This window comes from Micromonospora sp. NBC_01655 (genome assembly GCF_026339755.1).
Classification (GTDB): Bacteria; Actinomycetota; Actinomycetes; order Mycobacteriales; family Micromonosporaceae; genus Micromonospora.
The window spans coordinates 6,831,993-6,846,663 of the sequence record NZ_JAPEQF010000001.1; the positions used below are offsets into that span (position 1 = coordinate 6,831,993).

Consider the following 14,671-nt stretch of genomic DNA (forward strand, 5'->3'; position numbering starts at 1 on the left):
TTATCGAGTGTTAAGGCGAGGGCCGGGGCGGGCCGGCCGCGGAAATGTCACACCGGCAGCAACCCGAGGGGAGACGCAATGAGCGGCGGGGCCCTCCCCGGCACCCGCCGCCCACGCTCTGATGCGAGAGATTCTGCCGTACGCCGGTGCCCGACGAACAGAGACCGGCGTCACATTTATCTTTTCGTAACAACACTCTGCGTGACTGTCGACCAGGTCCGGAGCGATCTCCGCAGGTCGGATCGGCGCTAGTCAGACATCAGATCGTCGATGCGGGGTCGCCGCCCACTTCGACGGCTATGGAAGCGCTCCCATCACGGCTGGTCACGCAAATGCGTCATGCATGTGCGCGCCGCACACGGGGAACGACAGATGCGGATCGATACTCTGGGCTCCCGCCCCGCCGGCCGAGGGGGTTTCGGCACCGGCCGCCCGGGAATTCGTCGGGACCCGTCCTGGTTTCAGGAGGCGTAGGTGATTCTGCGGTGATCGGAGAGTGCAAATGGCAACCGTTGAGCTGACCACGGGGAACTTCGACGAGGTCGCGGGCAGCGACGGCATCGTCCTGGTCGACTTCTGGGCTGAGTGGTGCGCCCCGTGCAAGCGGTTCGCCCCGGTCTACGAGCGCTCCTCGGACAAGCACCCCGACATCGTCTTCGGCAAGGTCGACACCGAGGCGCAGCAGGAACTGGGCGCCAAGTTCGACATCCGCTCCATCCCGACGATCATGGCGATCCGGGACGGCGTGATCGTCTTCGCCCAGCCCGGCGCCCTGCCCGAGTCGGCCCTGGAGAACCTGATCGAGCAGGTTCAGGGCCTCGACATGGACGACGTCCGCAAGAAGCTGGCCGAGCACAACCACTGAGCCGGGTCGTCCGACGGCCGGGCCCCGACCTGGGGCCCGGCCCGTCGTCGTGTCCCGGGCCGGGCCGTTCTCGCGTCCCGGGGCCGGGCGCCGCCGGGGCCGGTCGGCGCGGCGGCCCGACGTCACCGGTACGGCCGGCTCCCACCGGCCGACGGCGGGACCCCTGCCAGCCTTCCATCCCGTATCGTCCTGACCCGATGGAGACGTTGACCCGCCGTGGCCGGGCGATCCGGCTGGGCGCGACCGCGCTCGGCCTCGCCGTGCTGCTCGCCGGCACGGCCTGGGGCAGCGACGACGACTTCCCGTTCGGCCCGTTCCGGATGTACTCCACCTCCGACCCGCCCGACGCCCCCGCCCCGGACACCCGCGTCGAGGGCGTGGACCGCACCGGCGCGGTGGTCGACCTGGGCCAGGACGCCACCGGCATCCGCCGCGCCGAGATCGAGGGCCAGCAGAGCCGGTACGTCGCCGAGCCGGACCGGCTGCGCCAGGTCGCCGACGCGTACGCCGAACGCCACCCCGACGCCGCCGGGCTGGTCGAGGTGCGCATCGTGATCCGCTGGTACGGCATCGAGGCCGGCCGGCCGACCGGCCGCTGGGCCGACGAGACGGTGGTCAGCTGGCGGGCGGACCGGTGACCGGCTGGCTGACCGAGGCGGTGCCGCGCGGCCGGGTGGCCGCCTTCCGCACCCTGGTCTACCTCTTCGTGGCCGCCGACCTGGTGTTCTTCACCCCATGGGTGCGCACCCGGGCCAGCGTGCCCGGCGAGCTGTACCAACCGCTGCTCGTCGGCCGAGCGCTCCCGCTGCCCACCCCCACCCCGGCCCTGGTCGCCGCGATCTTCTGGGTCCTGCTGGTCCTCGCGGCGCTCGCCGCGACCGGCCGCGCCCACCGGCTGCTCGGCTGGTCGGTCTTCGCGCTGTACCTGCAATGGATGATCATCGCGATGAGCTACGGCAAGGTCGACCACGACCGGTTCGGCCTGCTCGTCGCGCTCGCCGTGCTCCCCACCGCCGGGCGGGCCCGGCACGGCGACCCGACCCGCAGCGAGGCCGGCGGCTGGGCGCTGCGGGTCACCCAGATCGCGGTGATCTGCACGTACTTCCTGGCCGCGTTCGCCAAGTTCCGGTTCGGCGGGCTCGACTGGGCCACCGGGTCTGTGCTCGCCAGGGCGATCATCCGGCGCGGCACCGACCTGGCCGACCTGATCGCCGGGGTGCCGTACCTGCTGCTCGTGGCGCAGTTCGGCATCCTCGCCTTCGAGTTGCTCAGCCCGGTGGTCTTCGTGCTGCCCGAGCGCTGGCGGCTGGCCATGGTCGGCTTCTTCTACTTGTTCCACCTGGTCACCATGGCGACGATCACCATCTCGTTCGCGCCGCACCTGGTGGCGATGGCCAGCTTCCTGCCGCTGGAGCGGGTGCGCCCGGTGCTCTGGGCCCGCCGGCTCGCCGGCCGCCGCCGATCCGGCCCGAACGGGACCGGCGGCGCGGAGCCGGCGCCGGCGGCCCCGCCCGCCCTGGCCGCAGCCGCGCCCGATCAGGCGTCCGTGGTGGGCCGGCCGGCCGGGCCGTAGAGCCGCTCCCGCGCCTCCTGCGGCAGCGAGCACGCGGCGGTGCCGCCGGGCAGCCGGTGCCGGTTGCGGGCCACCCAGCGGTACGCCGGCCAGGCCACCGCGCGGACCGGCGGGAACCGCAGGCCCGCGCCGGCCACCCGCCAGCGCGGGCCGCTGTCGCCGAGCAGCCTGGCGATCGCGTCCGGGCCCGCGGCCCGGCGGCCGTCCGCGCCGACCCACTGCACGGCCTCCTCGCACTCGGCCTGCGTCAGGCCCAGCGCGTCGAGATCGGCGAACTGCCAGGGCAGCACCCGCGCCCCGGTGGGGATGCGGCGCTCGATGAACTGGGCGCACGTGGTGCAGAACGCGCAGTCGCCGTCGTAGACGAAGGTCGACGTCTCCATGGCTCCATCCTCCCCCGGCCGGGTGGCCGCCGGGCCCGGGTGTCCGGCAGGTCACTTGCGCTTCGTTCGCACACGTGTTCGAATGATGGTCATGCGCTGGGGCACCCTCTCCGCTCCCCCGGACGAGGGTGGTCCCGAGCGGGCAGCGCCAGCGGCTCCACCCCTGCCGCTGGCGCTGCCCGACGCGACAGGTCCGCCCCGAGCCGGGCGACGACCGGCGGCTGCCCGAGCCGCCCGCTCCGCCGCGCCGACCAGCTCGCCCTGTGCCGTCCCGGCCGGCCGGTTACAGTCGCGGGGTGCGCACCGCCCAGCAGCTCCTCGCCGACTCCGCCGTGATCGCCGTCGTGGGCGCGTCCCGCGACCCCGGCAAGGCCGCGCACCGGGTGCCGGCGCAGATGCAGCGGTACGGCTGGCGGATCGTCCCGGTCAACCCGACGGTCGACGAGCTGTTCGGCGAGCGGGCGTACGCGTCGTTGGCCGACATCCCGCACCCGGTCGACCTGGTGGACGTGTTCCGCCCGGCCCGGGACGCGGTCGGGGTGGTCCGCGAGGCGGTGGCGATCGGCGCGCCCGCGGTCTGGTTGCAGCTCGGGATCGTCTCGCCGCAGGCGCGGCGGATCGCCGAGGAGGCGGGGATCGACTACGTCGAGGACCGCTGCCTCATCGTCGAGCGCGCCGCCGCCGGCCTGACCCGACTGGCCTGACGGGCGTCGCCCCGACCGGGCCCGGTCAGAGCTTGTACTCCTTGAGCAGGCCGCGGGAGATGATCGTCTTCTGGATCTCCGAGGTGCCCTCGCCGATGAGCAGGAACGGGGCCTCCCGCATCAGCCGCTCGATCTCGTACTCCTTGGAGTAGCCGTAGCCGCCGTGGATGCGGAACGCCTCCTGGACCACCTCGGCGCAGTACTCGGAGGCGAGCAGCTTGGCCATCCCGGCCTCGACGTCGTTGCGCTGGCCGGCGTCCTTGAGCCGGGCCGCGTTGACCATCAGGGCGTGCGCGGCCTCGATCTTCGTGCCCATCTCGGCGAGCTTGAAGGCGATCGCCTGGTGCTTCGCGAGGGGCTGGCCGAAGGTCTTCCGCTGCTGGGCGTACGCGACGGCCAGCTCGAAGGCGCGGATGGAGATGCCGCAGGCACGGGCGGCGACGTTGACCCGGCCGACCTCGATGCCGTCCATCATCTGGTAGAAGCCGCGGCCGACCTTGTCCGGTCCGCCGAGCACAGCGGAGGCGGGGACGGTGACGCCGTCGAGGACCATCTCGGTGGTCTCGACGCCCTTGTAGCCCATCTTGTCGATCTTGCCGGGGATGGTCAGGCCGGGCGCGGTCTCGCCGAAGCCGGGCTCCTTCTCCAGCAGGAAGGTGCTCATGTTGCCGTACACGGAGTCGGCGCCGGTGTCGGTCCTGACCAGGGTGGCGACCACCGAGGAGTACGCCCCGTTGGTCAGCCACATCTTCTGGCCGTTCAGGACGTAGTTGTCGCCGTCGCGGACCGCCCTGGACCTGATCGCCGAGACGTCGGAGCCGCACTCCGGCTCGGACATGGAGAACGCGCCGCGCACCTCGCCGGTCGCCATCCTCGGCAGCAGCCGGGCCCGCTGCTCCGCCGAACCGTGCTGCGAGATCAGGTACGCCACGATGAAGTGCGTGTTGACGATGCCGGAGATCGACATCCAGCCCCGGGACAGCTCCTCGACCACCAGGGCGTAGGTCAGCAGGGACTCGCCGAGCCCGCCGTGCTCCTCGGCGATGGTGAGGCCGAACAGCCCCATCTCGCGCATCCCGTCGAGGATGTCGGCGGGGTACTCGTCGGCGTGTTCCAACCGCTGCGCGTGCGGGATGATCTCCTTGTCGGCGAACTCCCGGACGGTTTCCAGGATCGACCGCTGCACGTCGGTCAGGCCGGGCGTCTGGGCGAGTCGGGCCATCTCAGCCTCCGGGGATCGGCGCATTACTCATAGGTAACTGAACGCTCGGTCAGTATCGGCCTCCCCGCCGGCGAGGCCAAGGTGACCAGTCGACACAACCGCTGTGAAAAGGTTCACCGCTGCGGGTAGCGTCCCGCAATAGGGCCAGGTCACCAGGGGTGCGCGGGAGGTACCGGATGAGTTATCCACCGCAGGAGCCGGACCAACCGCCGTCGCCGTACGAGCCGCCGCCCGGCGAGCCCGGCCCGCCGTCGGGATACGAACAGCACGGGCAACCGGGCCAGTACGGCCCGCCCCCGGGTTACGGGCAGTACGGCCAGCCCGGACCGTACGGCCAGCCAGGGCAGTACCCCGGCCAGCCGCCGCCCGGCCGGGGCACGAACATCCTCGCCGTGCTGTCGCTGGTCTTCGCGTTCGTCTTCCCGCCCGCCGGCATCGTGTTCGGGCACGTGGCCAAGCAGCAGCTCCGGCGCACCGGCGAGGAGGGCGACCAGCTCGCCACCTGGGGCCTGATCCTCGGCTACCTCTTCACCGCGATCGGCCTGCTGGCCTGCTGCGGCTGGATCGCGCTGGCGATCTGGGGCAGCTCCGGCGGCGGCAGCTCCTACAACTGACCCCCGGAGCCGCCCGGGGCCAGGTCAGCGGAACTGCGCCTCCCGCACGCTGTTGCCGCCGTCCACCACCAGCATCTGCCCGGTGATGTACGACGCGGCGGGCGAGCAGAGGAACACGATCGCGGCGGCCACCTCGTCCGGGGTGCCGGGACGGCCCACCGGGGTGCCGAGCCCCTGCCGGATCTCCGCCACCGTGGAGGCGGCCGTGTGGATGGTCCCCGGGGCCACCGAGTTCACCGTCACGCCGTCGGCGATCATCTCCATCGCCAGCGCCCGGGTCAGGCCGACCACGCCCGCCTTCGCGGCGGCGTACGCCGCCTCGGTGGGCAGGGCGTTGACCGGGCCGGCGGTGGCCGCCAGGTTGACGATCCGCCCCCAGCCACGCTCGGCCATCCCGCCGATGAACGCGCGGCTGCACAGGAACGCGGTGGTCAGGTTCCGGTCGATCTCGCCGTGCCACTCCTCGTAGCTGAGCTGGGCCACCGGGCGCAGCACCTCGGGACTGGCCCGGCTGGCCAGACCGGCGTTGTTGACCAGCACCTCCACGTCGCCGAGCTGCTCGGCGACCGCGTCGGCGAGCGCCCCGACCTCCGACTCGTCGGTGAGGTCGGCGACGAACCCCGTCACCCCCAGCTCGCCGGCCCGTTCGTGGATGCGCCGGGTGGTGGAGACGATGGCCACCCGCGCCCCCAGGTCGGCCAGCCGGCGGGCCGTGGCGTACCCGATGCCGTCGGGGCTGCCGGCCCCGGTGACCAGGGCGACCCTGCCGTCGAGCCGCATGGTGACCGGGTCGGCCAGCGGCGCCGGGGCGTCCTGGTCGGCCGGGGCCGTCGCGGCGGTGACCCGGCCGCGTCGGGCCAGGCCCGGTCGGCTCGCGTCCCGCCTCGGTCGGCTCCCGGAACGGTCCGCGGACCGCGCGTCTGTTGCCATGCCGAGATCCTGCCCGCTGCGCCCCCGCCGGGCAACGCGGCACCCGGTAACGGGGACGCCCATTCTGGGCGGGCCTGGCTACCCTGACCGCGCACCCTCGACAGACGGAGAGAACCGATGACATATCCGCCGCCGCCCGGCAACGACCCCTGGTCCCAGCCGTCCACCCCGCCGGTCGACCCCACCCTGCCGGTGAGCGGGCAGCCGATCCCCGGCCAGCCGACGGGCACGGACCCGTACGCGCCGGTCGACCCGTACGCGGGGATGAAGTCGGAGCAGCCCGCGCCGGCCACGGCCGACCCGTACGCCGTGCCCGGCTACGCACCCGCCGGCTACCCGCAGGGCGGCTACCCCGGGTACGGGTATCCGCCGGTGCAGAAGACCAACGGATTGGCCATCGCGGCGCTGGTGCTCGCCCTGGTCGGCTTCGCGTCCTGCGTCACCGCGCCGATCGGCGCGATCCTCGGCCACGTCGCGCAGAAGCAGATCCGGCAGACCGGCGAGGGCGGCGAGGGGATGGCGACGGCCGCCATCATCGTCGGCTGGATCCTCACCGGCCTGATAGTGCTGGCGATCATCTTCTACATCGTGATGATCGTCATCGCGATCAGCGCGAGCAGCACGAGCAGCAGCTACTGACGCGCGGGCCGGAACGACGGGAGGGTGCCGCCCCGGGGCCGGGGCGGCACCGGCTCACTCCGCCGCAGGCGTGAAGCCGGAGGTCCGGGTCATCCCGGCCGCGCGGCCCTTGGCCGCGATCACCAGGGCCATCTTGCGGGACGCCTCGTCGATCATCTCGTCGCCGAGCATCACCGCGCCGAGCCGGCCGCCCGCCTCCGAGGTGTAGTGCTCGTACGCGTCGAGGATCAGCTCGGCGTGATCGTAGTCGGCCTGGGCCGGCGAGTAGACCTCGTTCGCGGCGTCGATCTGCCCGGGATGCAGCACCCACTTCCCGTCGAAGCCCAGCGCGGCCGACCGCCCGGCCACCTCCCGGAACGCGTCGACGTCCCGGATCTGCAGGAACGGGCCGTCGATGGCCTGCTTGTCGTGCATCCGGGCGGCCATCAGGATGCGCATCAGGATGTAGTGGTACGGGTCGCCCGGGTAGTCGGGGATGAGCGCGCCGACCACCAGCGACCTCATGTTGATCGAGGCCATGAAGTCGGCCGGCCCGAAGATGATGGTCTCCACCCGGGGCGACGCGGCGGCGATGGCGTCGACGTTGACCAGGCCGGCGGCGTTCTCGATCTGCGCCTCGATGCCGATCCGGCCGACCGGGAGGCCGAGGGTCTTCTCAAGCTGGGTGAGCGTCAGGTCCAGCCACTGCACCTGGGCGGCGTCCTGCACCTTCGGCAGCATGACGCAGTCCAGGTTGGCGCCGGCCCCCTCGACGACCTCGATCACGTCCCGGTACGTCCACGGGGTGGTGAGGTCGTTGACCCGGACCACCCGGGTCTTGCCGGCCCAGTCGCCCTCGTTGAGCGCCGCCACGATGTTCTTGCGCGCGTCCGGCTTGGCCAGTGGGGCCACCGCGTCCTCCAGGTCCAGGAAGACCTGGTCGGCGGGGAGGCCCTGGGCCTTGCCGAGCATCTTGACGCTGGAACCGGGCACGGCGAGGCAGGACCGGCGGGGGCGACCGACAGCGGCCATGGATGCGCTCCTTCCCGCGTCGGCGGACCGGCCGACGGGCTGACGGGTGCCCGCCGCACCGGCGGACTTAACGATCGCAAAGGTGTTTGTGACGCCACGGTAACCTCGTGCCGTGACCGGGGTGAATGGACCTGTGGAAGATCTCACTGGGCGTCGGATCGTGGTGGTGACCGGGGCCAGCTCCGGCATCGGACTGGCCGCCGCCGTGGACCTGGCGCGCCGCGGTGACCAGGTGGTACTGGTCGGCCGGGACCCGGCCCGCCTCCAGGCGGCCGGCGACCGGGTGCGGGACGCCAGCGGTGAGCGGCCCGAGTTGTTCCGGGCCGACTTCGCGGTCCTCGACGACGTGCGGGGGCTGGCGGAGCGGCTGCGCGCCGCGTACGACCGGATCGACGTGCTGGCCAACAACGCCGGGGCGATCGTGCTGCGCCCGGCCACCACGGTCGACGGGTTCGAGCTGTCCATGCAGGCCAACCACCTGGCCCCGTTCCTGCTCAGCACCCTGCTGCGGGACCGGGTCGGCCGGCTCGTGGTCACCGCCTCCGCCGCGCACCGCAGCGGCGTGCTGGACCCGGACGACCTCAACGCCACGCTGCGCGGCTACCGGCCGATGCGCGCGTACGGCACCAGCAAGCAGGCGAACATCCTGTTCACCGCGGAGGCGGCCCGGCGCTGGCCGGAGATCCCCGCGTACTGCTTCCACCCCGGCGTGGTGCGGACCCGGTTCGGCGCGGACAGCCGGCTGGTGGCCCTGGGCATGCGGATCCTGCCGTTCCGCAGCCCCGAGAAGGGCGCCGAGACGCTGGTCTGGCTCGCCGACCAGGAGCCGGCCAGGCTGACGACCGGCGGCTACTACGCCGACCGGCGGCCCCGCCGCCCGCTGCGCAGGGCCGCCGACCCGCAGCTCGCCGCCCGGCTCTGGACGGCCAGCGCGAAGGCGGTCGGCGTCGCCGCCGGGTAGCCCCCCGTCCTCCGGCCGGCGAGGACTGGCTGCCGGCTGACCGGTGCGCGGTCCCGCCGGGCCGGTCGCCCTCACCCGGGCAGGTGCACCGGGACGCTGGTCACCACCACCCCGGGCAGCTCCCGCAACGCCCGGCGCAGCCGCCGCTCCACCTGGCTGTGCAGCGGCCGGTGCCAGCGGTGGCGCAGCACCACCTCGGGCACGATCACGGTGAGCACCAGGTCGGCCCTGGAGGCGTGCAGCGCCTCCAGGTAGTGGGCCAGCGGCCCGATCACCGCCCGGTACGGCGACACGATCGTCTCCAGCCGCAGGTGGTCCCCCCACGCCTCCCACTGCCCACGGAACCGGTCGGCCTCCACCTCGTTCGGGGCGAGGTGCACGGCCAGGGTCGGCTGCCCGAGCGACGCCGCGTACGCGAGGGCACGCAGCGAGGCCCGGTTGAGCCGGGCCACCGGCACCACCACCAGGTGCCGGATCTGCTGTGGCACCTCCTGCCCCTCGGCCGGCAGGGGCGCACCGTCCCCGTCGCCGCCGGCGGAGGGACCGCCTGCCGGCGGCTGCGGTGCGGCTCCGCCCTCCGGCCCGCCGCCCGCCACGGTTCCCCGGGGCGGCCCGGCAGACGCCGGGGCAGTCCCGGGCGGGCGCAGCGCCAGCGCCCGGTGCTGTTGCCGGTAGTGCCGCTGCACCCGGTGGAAGAGCAGCACCAGCAGCGGCACGGCGACGACCACCACCCAGGCGCCCTCGGCGAACTTGGCGACCGCGGCGGTCAGCAGGACCAACCCGGACAGCGTCGTGCCGACCGCGTTGACCGCCAGCCGACGCCGCCAGCGCGCCCCGCGCCGGCGGCGCCAGTGCACCACCATCCCGGCCTGGGAGAGGGTGAACGCCAGGAACACCCCGACCGCGTAGAGCGGGATCAGCGCCTCGGTGTGCCCCCCGAAGGTGACGAAGACGAGCGCCGCCGTGCCGGAGAGGGCGACGAGGCCGTTGCTGAACGCCAGCCGGTCCCCCATGTGCAGGAACCGGCGCGGGGCGTGCCCGGCCCGGGCCATGAAGAACAGCAGCCGGGGGAAGTCGTTGAAGGCGGTGTTCGCGGCCAGCAGCAGGATCAGCGCGGTGGCCGCCTGCACCAGGGCGTACCAGGGGCCGGTGGGGAAGCTGGTCCGGGCCAGCTGGGACAGCAGCGTCTCCCCCGACCGGGGCACCAGGCCGTCCAGGTGGATCAGCACGACGATGCTGGCGAACAGGACCACCAGCATGGCGACCATCCAGCTCAGGGTGGTGCGCGCGTTGCGCCACTCCGGCGGACGGAACGCCGGGATCGCGTTGGACACCGCCTCGATGCCGGTCATCGACACCGCCCCGGAGGAGAACGCCCGCAGCACCAGCAGCAGGCCCAGCCCCTCGGCCGCCGGCACGTCCGGCGCCGGCAGCGCCATGAACCCCCGGCCGGCCGCCTGGAGGAAGCCGGCGCCGAGCACCGCCAGCAGCGCGGCGATGAAGGCGTACGTGGGGAGCACGAAGATGTTCCCGGCGGTACGGACGCCGCGGAGGTTGCCGGCGAGCAGCACCGCGATCACCAGCACGCCGAGCGGGACGGTGAGCCCGGTGAGCCCCGGCAGGGCCGAGGTGATGGCGTGGATGCCGGCCGCCACCGACACCGACACCGTCAGCACGTAGTCGATCATCAGGCCGGCCGCCGCGGTGAGCCCGGCCCCGGCGCCCAGGTTGTCGCCGGCCACGAGGTACGAGCCGGCGCCGTGCGGGTAGGCCGGAATGGTCTGCCGGTAGGAGACCCCGACCGCGACCATCAGCAGCACCAGCAACGCGCCCAGCGGCAACGACAACCCCAGGGCGGCACCGCCGGCCAGCACCAGCACGGCCAGCATCGCCTCCGGCCCGTACGCCACCGAGCTGAGCAGGTCGGAGGAGAGCACCGGCAGGGCGACCAGCTTGCGCATCCGCTCGTACAGCACGGCCGCGCTGTTCAGGGGCGGGCCGAGCGCCCCCCGACGGAGCCGGACGAGGCCGCGGCCCAGGCGGGAGCCGGGCAGGTTCGCCTGCTCGGTGGCGACCAGTTCGTCCGGCTCCTCGACCCGGAACAGCTCGATCGGCGCCAGCCGGCCGAACCGGCTCGGGGCGGGCCGCCGGCGGTACCGCCCGAGGGTCGGGTCCACCGGCAGCTCGCCCGCCGGCTCCGGCTGCTCCCGCCGGGCCACCCGCCAGCGGTCCCCGATCCGCCGCAGCGACCCCAGCTCCTCCGGCCCCAGGGCCGGGAACTCCGCCTCCGGGGTGACAACCGTCCCCTCCCCACCGCCCTCGCCCATCCCACCGCCCCTCTCCCCTCGCACTGTCGCCGAAGAGGTGCGCCGGGGCGGGCGGAACCGCGACACTCGCCGCGGAAAGTACCCGCAGTCAGGCCGGCGGGCGCTCGGCGAGCGGGCTGGCGTCGGCGGGCAGCGCAGTGGGGACGGTGCGGCGGCCGGCGCGCGCCCCACCGAGCACCACCACGACCACGCCGACCAGCAGCAGCGCGAGCCCGGGCAGCGCGGCGGCCCGGGGGAGTTGGCCGAGCCAGACCCAGGCGATCAGGGCGGCCCCGGGCGCCTCCAGCAGGATCAGCACGCTGACCGTGGTCGCCGAGATCCGGCGCAGCGCGTAGTTGAACATCGAGTGGCCGAGGAGCTGGGCGCCGCCGACCAGGGCGAGGATCGCCAGCCAGGTGTCGGCGTCCCAGCCACCCAGCCGCACCCCGCCGACCAGGCAGACCGCCAGCAGGACCAGCGCGCACACCCCGTAACAGATGGTGGTGTACGTGGTGGTGCTGACGGTGCGGCGGGCCCCCTCCCCGAGGGCGGTGTAGACCGCGCCGCACATGCCCCCGGCCAGCGCGAGCAGGTCACCGGCGAACGCCGGGCCGGAGACGCCGAGGTCGGCCCCCGAGGCGAGCACCGCTCCGCCGACCGCCACCCCGATGCCGGCCCAGACCGCCGGCGGCAGCCGCCGCCCCTGCCCCCGGGCGATCAGCCCCTGCCAGACCGGCTGCGTGGCGACCAGTGCGGTGGCGGCAGCGACCGAGGTGAGCTGGACGCTCGGCATCCAGGTGGCGAAGTGGGCGGCCAGCGCGATCCCGGAGAGCACGCAGTACCAGCCCGCACGCCGGCCCCCGCCGACGGTGAGCGCCCGGAACTCGGTCCGCCGCCGGGCCAGCACGAACGGGCCGAGCACGCCGACCGCGAGCAGGTTCCGCCAGAAGGCGATCGCCAGGGCCGGCGCGGCAGCGAAGGCGACCAGCGGCGCGGACGAGGAGACCGCGACGACGGCCAGGACGGCGACACCGACGGTCGGCGCGTCGACCGTCGGTCGGCGCTGCGGGGGTACGGACACGGGAAGCAATCCTCACACGGCACCGGCCACCACAGAACGTCAGCACTCCGTTACGATCATGGAATTCCGTTGGCGACCCTCCCCCTCGACGCCCGGAGGCACCTCCCCATGCCCGAGTTCCATGCGGTGCTGTTCGACTTCTTCGGCACGCTCACCCGTTCCGTGCAGCGCGGTGCGGCCCACCGGTCCACCGCCGAGCTGCTCGGCTGCCCCGTCGAGGCGCTCGCCGCCGTGCTCGACCGCAGCTACTACCAGCGCGCCAGCGGGCTGTTCGGCGACGCCGAGTCGACCCTGCGCTGGGTGTGCGACCAGGCCGGGGTGAGCCCGCCGGAGAGCGCGCTGCGCGCGGCGGTCCTGTCCCGGCACCGGGCGGTACGGGCCGACACCCGGCTGCGCGACGAGGCGGTGCCCGTACTGGCGGCGCTGCGCCGCCGCGGCCTGGGCACCGGGCTGGTCAGCGACTGCACCCACGAGCTGCCGGCGTTCCTGCCCCAGTTGGCCGTCGACCCGCTGCTCGACGTGCGGGTCTTCTCCGTGGAGGTCGGGCGCTGCAAGCCCGACCCGGCGCTCTACCTGGCCGCGTGCCAACGGCTGGGGTTGGCCCCGGCCGACTGCCTGTACGTCGGCGACGGGGGCAGCCGGGAGCTCACCGGCGCGACGCGGGTGGGCCTGACGGCGGTGCGGCTGGCCGCCCCGGACCTGGCCGAGCACATGGTGTTCGACGCCGAGCCGGACTGGACCGGGCCGGTGCTGCGCTCGCTGACCGAGGTCCTCGACCTGGTGGACCCGGCCGCCGTGCCGGCCTGACCGGGCACGCGGCCGGCCGGGCTCCGGGCCGGCCGGGCTCCGGCAGCTCCGAGATGGGCCGGAAGCTCAGCGGCGGCGGACCCGGTGCAGGCGGAACGGCCTGCGGGTGGCCCGGACCACCGGGGCCGGCCGGGGCGGCTCGGCGAGCGAGGAGTCCGGGAGCCGGTCGCCGGTCGCGGGCTCGCCGGCCGGGGCCAGCCGGACCAGGGCGCAGTCCTCGGCGGCCCACCGCCGCACCAGGTCGGCCGTGGGGCCGGGGGCGTTCAACCGCTTGGCGGCCACCGTCGGGGCCAGGGCCGTCCACGCCTCGGTGCCGGGCGCCACCCGGGTCACCCGGGCCGGCCAGGCGACGATCCGCCCGCCGTGGTCGCCGCGCAGGGTGACCTGCGCCTCGGTGGCCTCCGCCAGGCCGGGCGCCGACTGCTCACCGGGGCCGCTCACCACCAGGAGCGACCCCTCGAACGGTACGCACCACAGCGCCCGCGCCGGCTCGCCCGGGACGCCCACCCAGGCGACGGCGGCCTTCTTCACCGCCTCGTCGACCAGGGGCGTCGTGACCCGCTCGTCCATCTCGTCCGTCACCCCGGCATCCTCCCGCATGTCCGTGGGGCCGCGCGACCGCACCGCCACCACGGGTCGCCGCCACGCCGGCCCGCGCGCTGCCGCAGGCGTCGACGCGGCCCCCTGCGCACCGCTCAACCGACGAAGGGCGGGACGGCGATCTCGCCCCGGGCCACCGCCATCACGTCTCCGGTCACCGTGGCGCCGACCGCGGCTCCGTGGGCGGCCGTGACCGTGCAGCCCAGGTAGGACGCTCGGTTGATCTCGATGCCCTGCCGGACGGCGTAGGAGGATCGGCCGTCGCCGGGGAGCAGGCCGCTGGCGACCAGCCAGACGCCGAGCCCGAGGGCGGCCGATCCGGTCGCCGGGTCCTCCGGGACGCCGTGCCCGGGCACGAATACCCGGGCGTGTGCGGTTTGCGAGTCGGCTTCCCAGGAGAAGACGCTGACGTGCTCGATCCCGTACCGCTCCGCCGTCGCCGCGTTGACCCGGGCGCGGGCCACCGCGTCCGGACGCACCGGCAGGAACGGGAACTCCAGCCCGCAGCCCGCCACCCGGGGGGCCGGGCCGGCGTGGTCGTCGGCGGTGAGACCGGTCATCTCCAGCAGCGGCTCCAGGTCCAGCTCGGGGCCGAGGGTGGGAGTGCCGCCGGTCAGCGTCGCGCCGGTCGCGGTCACCTCGATCGGCAGCACCCCCGCCCCGCACTCCTGGGTGACCTGCCCCACGCCGAACATCCCGCGCCGGCTCGCGGTCACCGCCGCGCCGACGCTCGGGTGCCCGGCGAACGGCAGCTCGTCGGTGGGGGTGAAGATCCGCGCCCGGTAGGTGGCCCCGACCTGCGTGGGCGGCAGCACGAACACTGTCTCGGACAGGTTGAACTCCAGCGCGAGCGCCTGCATCTGCTCGGTGGCCAGTCCTTCGGCGCCGAACACCACGGCCAGCGGATTGCCGGCGAAGGGGCGGTCGGTGAAGACGTCCACGATCTCGTAGGCCAAGGTCGACATGTTGATAAAC

16 protein-coding genes are annotated in these 14,671 nt (G+C 74.1%); 8 read left to right on the plus strand and 8 right to left on the minus strand.

Annotation, left to right across the window (positions count from 1 at the left end; genetic code table 11):
• Positions 1–502: 502 nt before the first annotated feature.
• The 3 genes from trxA (at position 503) to OOK41_RS30140 (ending at position 2,438) form a co-directional block, all read left to right on the plus strand.
• Entirely contained in the window at positions 503–865 is a 363-nt protein-coding gene (trxA, locus tag OOK41_RS30130) for a thioredoxin (protein WP_266267518.1), read from the plus strand.
• A gap of 197 nt (positions 866–1,062) precedes the next feature.
• A complete protein-coding gene (locus OOK41_RS30135; RefSeq protein ID WP_266267519.1) occupies positions 1,063–1,503 on the plus strand; it encodes a hypothetical protein in 441 nt (146 codons plus the stop codon).
• Positions 1,500–2,438 (plus strand): MFS transporter permease, encoded by a 939-nt coding sequence (locus OOK41_RS30140; protein ID WP_266267520.1) that lies wholly within the window; start codon positions 1,500–1,502, stop codon positions 2,436–2,438. The genes OOK41_RS30135 and OOK41_RS30140 overlap by 4 nt, the downstream gene beginning before the upstream one ends.
• Here OOK41_RS30140 and OOK41_RS30145 read toward each other — a convergent pair.
• Positions 2,402–2,821 (minus strand): thiol-disulfide oxidoreductase DCC family protein, encoded by a 420-nt coding sequence (locus OOK41_RS30145; protein ID WP_117668797.1) that lies wholly within the window; start codon positions 2,819–2,821, stop codon positions 2,402–2,404. The genes OOK41_RS30140 and OOK41_RS30145 overlap by 37 nt on opposite strands.
• 296 nt (positions 2,822–3,117) lie before the next feature.
• On the opposite strand from OOK41_RS30145, the gene OOK41_RS30150 reads away from it, so the two are divergent.
• On the plus strand, positions 3,118–3,525 hold the full coding sequence (locus OOK41_RS30150; protein WP_266267521.1) for a CoA-binding protein: 408 nt from the start codon (positions 3,118–3,120) through the stop codon (positions 3,523–3,525).
• A 25-nt stretch (positions 3,526–3,550) separates the two neighbouring features.
• Here the strand turns inward: OOK41_RS30150 and OOK41_RS30155 are convergent, their stop codons facing one another.
• Complete coding sequence (locus OOK41_RS30155; protein ID WP_266267522.1) at positions 3,551–4,747, minus strand: acyl-CoA dehydrogenase family protein; 1,197 nt, start codon at positions 4,745–4,747, stop codon at positions 3,551–3,553.
• A 176-nt stretch (positions 4,748–4,923) separates the two neighbouring features.
• On the opposite strand from OOK41_RS30155, the gene OOK41_RS30160 reads away from it, so the two are divergent.
• The gene (locus tag OOK41_RS30160) at positions 4,924–5,361 is read left to right on the plus strand and encodes a DUF4190 domain-containing protein (protein WP_266267523.1); all 438 of its coding nucleotides are present in this window, start codon (positions 4,924–4,926) and stop codon (positions 5,359–5,361) included.
• Between the two features lie 24 nt (positions 5,362–5,385).
• On the opposite strand, the gene OOK41_RS30165 is transcribed toward OOK41_RS30160, so the two are convergent.
• Entirely contained in the window at positions 5,386–6,291 is a 906-nt protein-coding gene (locus tag OOK41_RS30165) for an SDR family NAD(P)-dependent oxidoreductase (protein WP_266267524.1), read from the minus strand.
• A gap of 117 nt (positions 6,292–6,408) precedes the next feature.
• On the opposite strand from OOK41_RS30165, the gene OOK41_RS30170 reads away from it, so the two are divergent.
• A complete protein-coding gene (locus tag OOK41_RS30170) occupies positions 6,409–6,930 on the plus strand; it encodes a DUF4190 domain-containing protein (RefSeq protein WP_266267525.1) in 522 nt (173 codons plus the stop codon).
• A gap of 54 nt (positions 6,931–6,984) precedes the next feature.
• Here the strand turns inward: OOK41_RS30170 and OOK41_RS30175 are convergent, their stop codons facing one another.
• Positions 6,985–7,941: a CoA ester lyase gene (locus tag OOK41_RS30175; RefSeq protein WP_266267526.1), complete on the minus strand. Its 957-nt coding sequence runs from the start codon at positions 7,939–7,941 to the stop codon at positions 6,985–6,987.
• A gap of 133 nt (positions 7,942–8,074) precedes the next feature.
• On the opposite strand from OOK41_RS30175, the gene OOK41_RS30180 reads away from it, so the two are divergent.
• Positions 8,075–8,902 (plus strand): SDR family NAD(P)-dependent oxidoreductase, encoded by an 828-nt coding sequence (locus OOK41_RS30180; RefSeq protein ID WP_117668791.1) that lies wholly within the window; start codon positions 8,075–8,077, stop codon positions 8,900–8,902.
• A 71-nt stretch (positions 8,903–8,973) separates the two neighbouring features.
• On the opposite strand, the gene OOK41_RS30185 is transcribed toward OOK41_RS30180, so the two are convergent.
• Together OOK41_RS30185 and OOK41_RS30190 are read right to left on the minus strand one after the other, a co-directional pair.
• Positions 8,974–11,229, minus strand: coding sequence for an APC family permease (locus OOK41_RS30185; RefSeq protein WP_266267527.1), 2,256 nt, complete (start codon positions 11,227–11,229; stop codon positions 8,974–8,976).
• A gap of 88 nt (positions 11,230–11,317) precedes the next feature.
• Positions 11,318–12,289: a DMT family transporter gene (locus tag OOK41_RS30190; protein WP_266267528.1), complete on the minus strand. Its 972-nt coding sequence runs from the start codon at positions 12,287–12,289 to the stop codon at positions 11,318–11,320.
• A gap of 108 nt (positions 12,290–12,397) precedes the next feature.
• Here OOK41_RS30190 and OOK41_RS30195 point away from each other — a divergent pair, with 108 nt between their 5' ends.
• Positions 12,398–13,096 (plus strand): HAD family hydrolase, encoded by a 699-nt coding sequence (locus tag OOK41_RS30195; protein WP_266267529.1) that lies wholly within the window; start codon positions 12,398–12,400, stop codon positions 13,094–13,096.
• A 66-nt stretch (positions 13,097–13,162) separates the two neighbouring features.
• On the opposite strand, the gene OOK41_RS30200 is transcribed toward OOK41_RS30195, so the two are convergent.
• Both OOK41_RS30200 and OOK41_RS30205 read right to left on the minus strand, forming a co-directional pair.
• A complete protein-coding gene (locus OOK41_RS30200) occupies positions 13,163–13,666 on the minus strand; it encodes a hypothetical protein (RefSeq protein ID WP_266268044.1) in 504 nt (167 codons plus the stop codon).
• A 125-nt stretch (positions 13,667–13,791) separates the two neighbouring features.
• On the minus strand, positions 13,792–14,661 hold the full coding sequence (locus OOK41_RS30205; RefSeq protein WP_117668786.1) for a PhzF family phenazine biosynthesis protein: 870 nt from the start codon (positions 14,659–14,661) through the stop codon (positions 13,792–13,794).
• Between the last annotated feature and the right edge of the window lie 10 nt (positions 14,662–14,671).

Coding starts and splice junctions, on each gene's coding strand:
- OOK41_RS30205 (WP_117668786.1), bottom strand. CDS start 14,661: ATGTCGACCTTGGCCTACGAGATCGTGGACGTCTTCACCGACCGCCCC.
- OOK41_RS30165 (WP_266267524.1), bottom strand. CDS start 6,291: ATGGCAACAGACGCGCGGTCCGCGGACCGTTCCGGGAGCCGACCGAGG.
- OOK41_RS30145 (WP_117668797.1), bottom strand. CDS start 2,821: ATGGAGACGTCGACCTTCGTCTACGACGGCGACTGCGCGTTCTGCACC.
- OOK41_RS30155 (WP_266267522.1), bottom strand. CDS start 4,747: ATGGCCCGACTCGCCCAGACGCCCGGCCTGACCGACGTGCAGCGGTCG.
- OOK41_RS30185 (WP_266267527.1), bottom strand. CDS start 11,229: ATGGGCGAGGGCGGTGGGGAGGGGACGGTTGTCACCCCGGAGGCGGAG.
- OOK41_RS30195 (WP_266267529.1), top strand. CDS start 12,398: ATGCCCGAGTTCCATGCGGTGCTGTTCGACTTCTTCGGCACGCTCACC.
- OOK41_RS30160 (WP_266267523.1), top strand. CDS start 4,924: ATGAGTTATCCACCGCAGGAGCCGGACCAACCGCCGTCGCCGTACGAG.
- OOK41_RS30200 (WP_266268044.1), bottom strand. CDS start 13,666: ATGGACGAGCGGGTCACGACGCCCCTGGTCGACGAGGCGGTGAAGAAG.
- trxA (WP_266267518.1), top strand. CDS start 503: ATGGCAACCGTTGAGCTGACCACGGGGAACTTCGACGAGGTCGCGGGC.
- OOK41_RS30135 (WP_266267519.1), top strand. CDS start 1,063: ATGGAGACGTTGACCCGCCGTGGCCGGGCGATCCGGCTGGGCGCGACC.
- OOK41_RS30170 (WP_266267525.1), top strand. CDS start 6,409: ATGACATATCCGCCGCCGCCCGGCAACGACCCCTGGTCCCAGCCGTCC.
- OOK41_RS30175 (WP_266267526.1), bottom strand. CDS start 7,941: ATGGCCGCTGTCGGTCGCCCCCGCCGGTCCTGCCTCGCCGTGCCCGGT.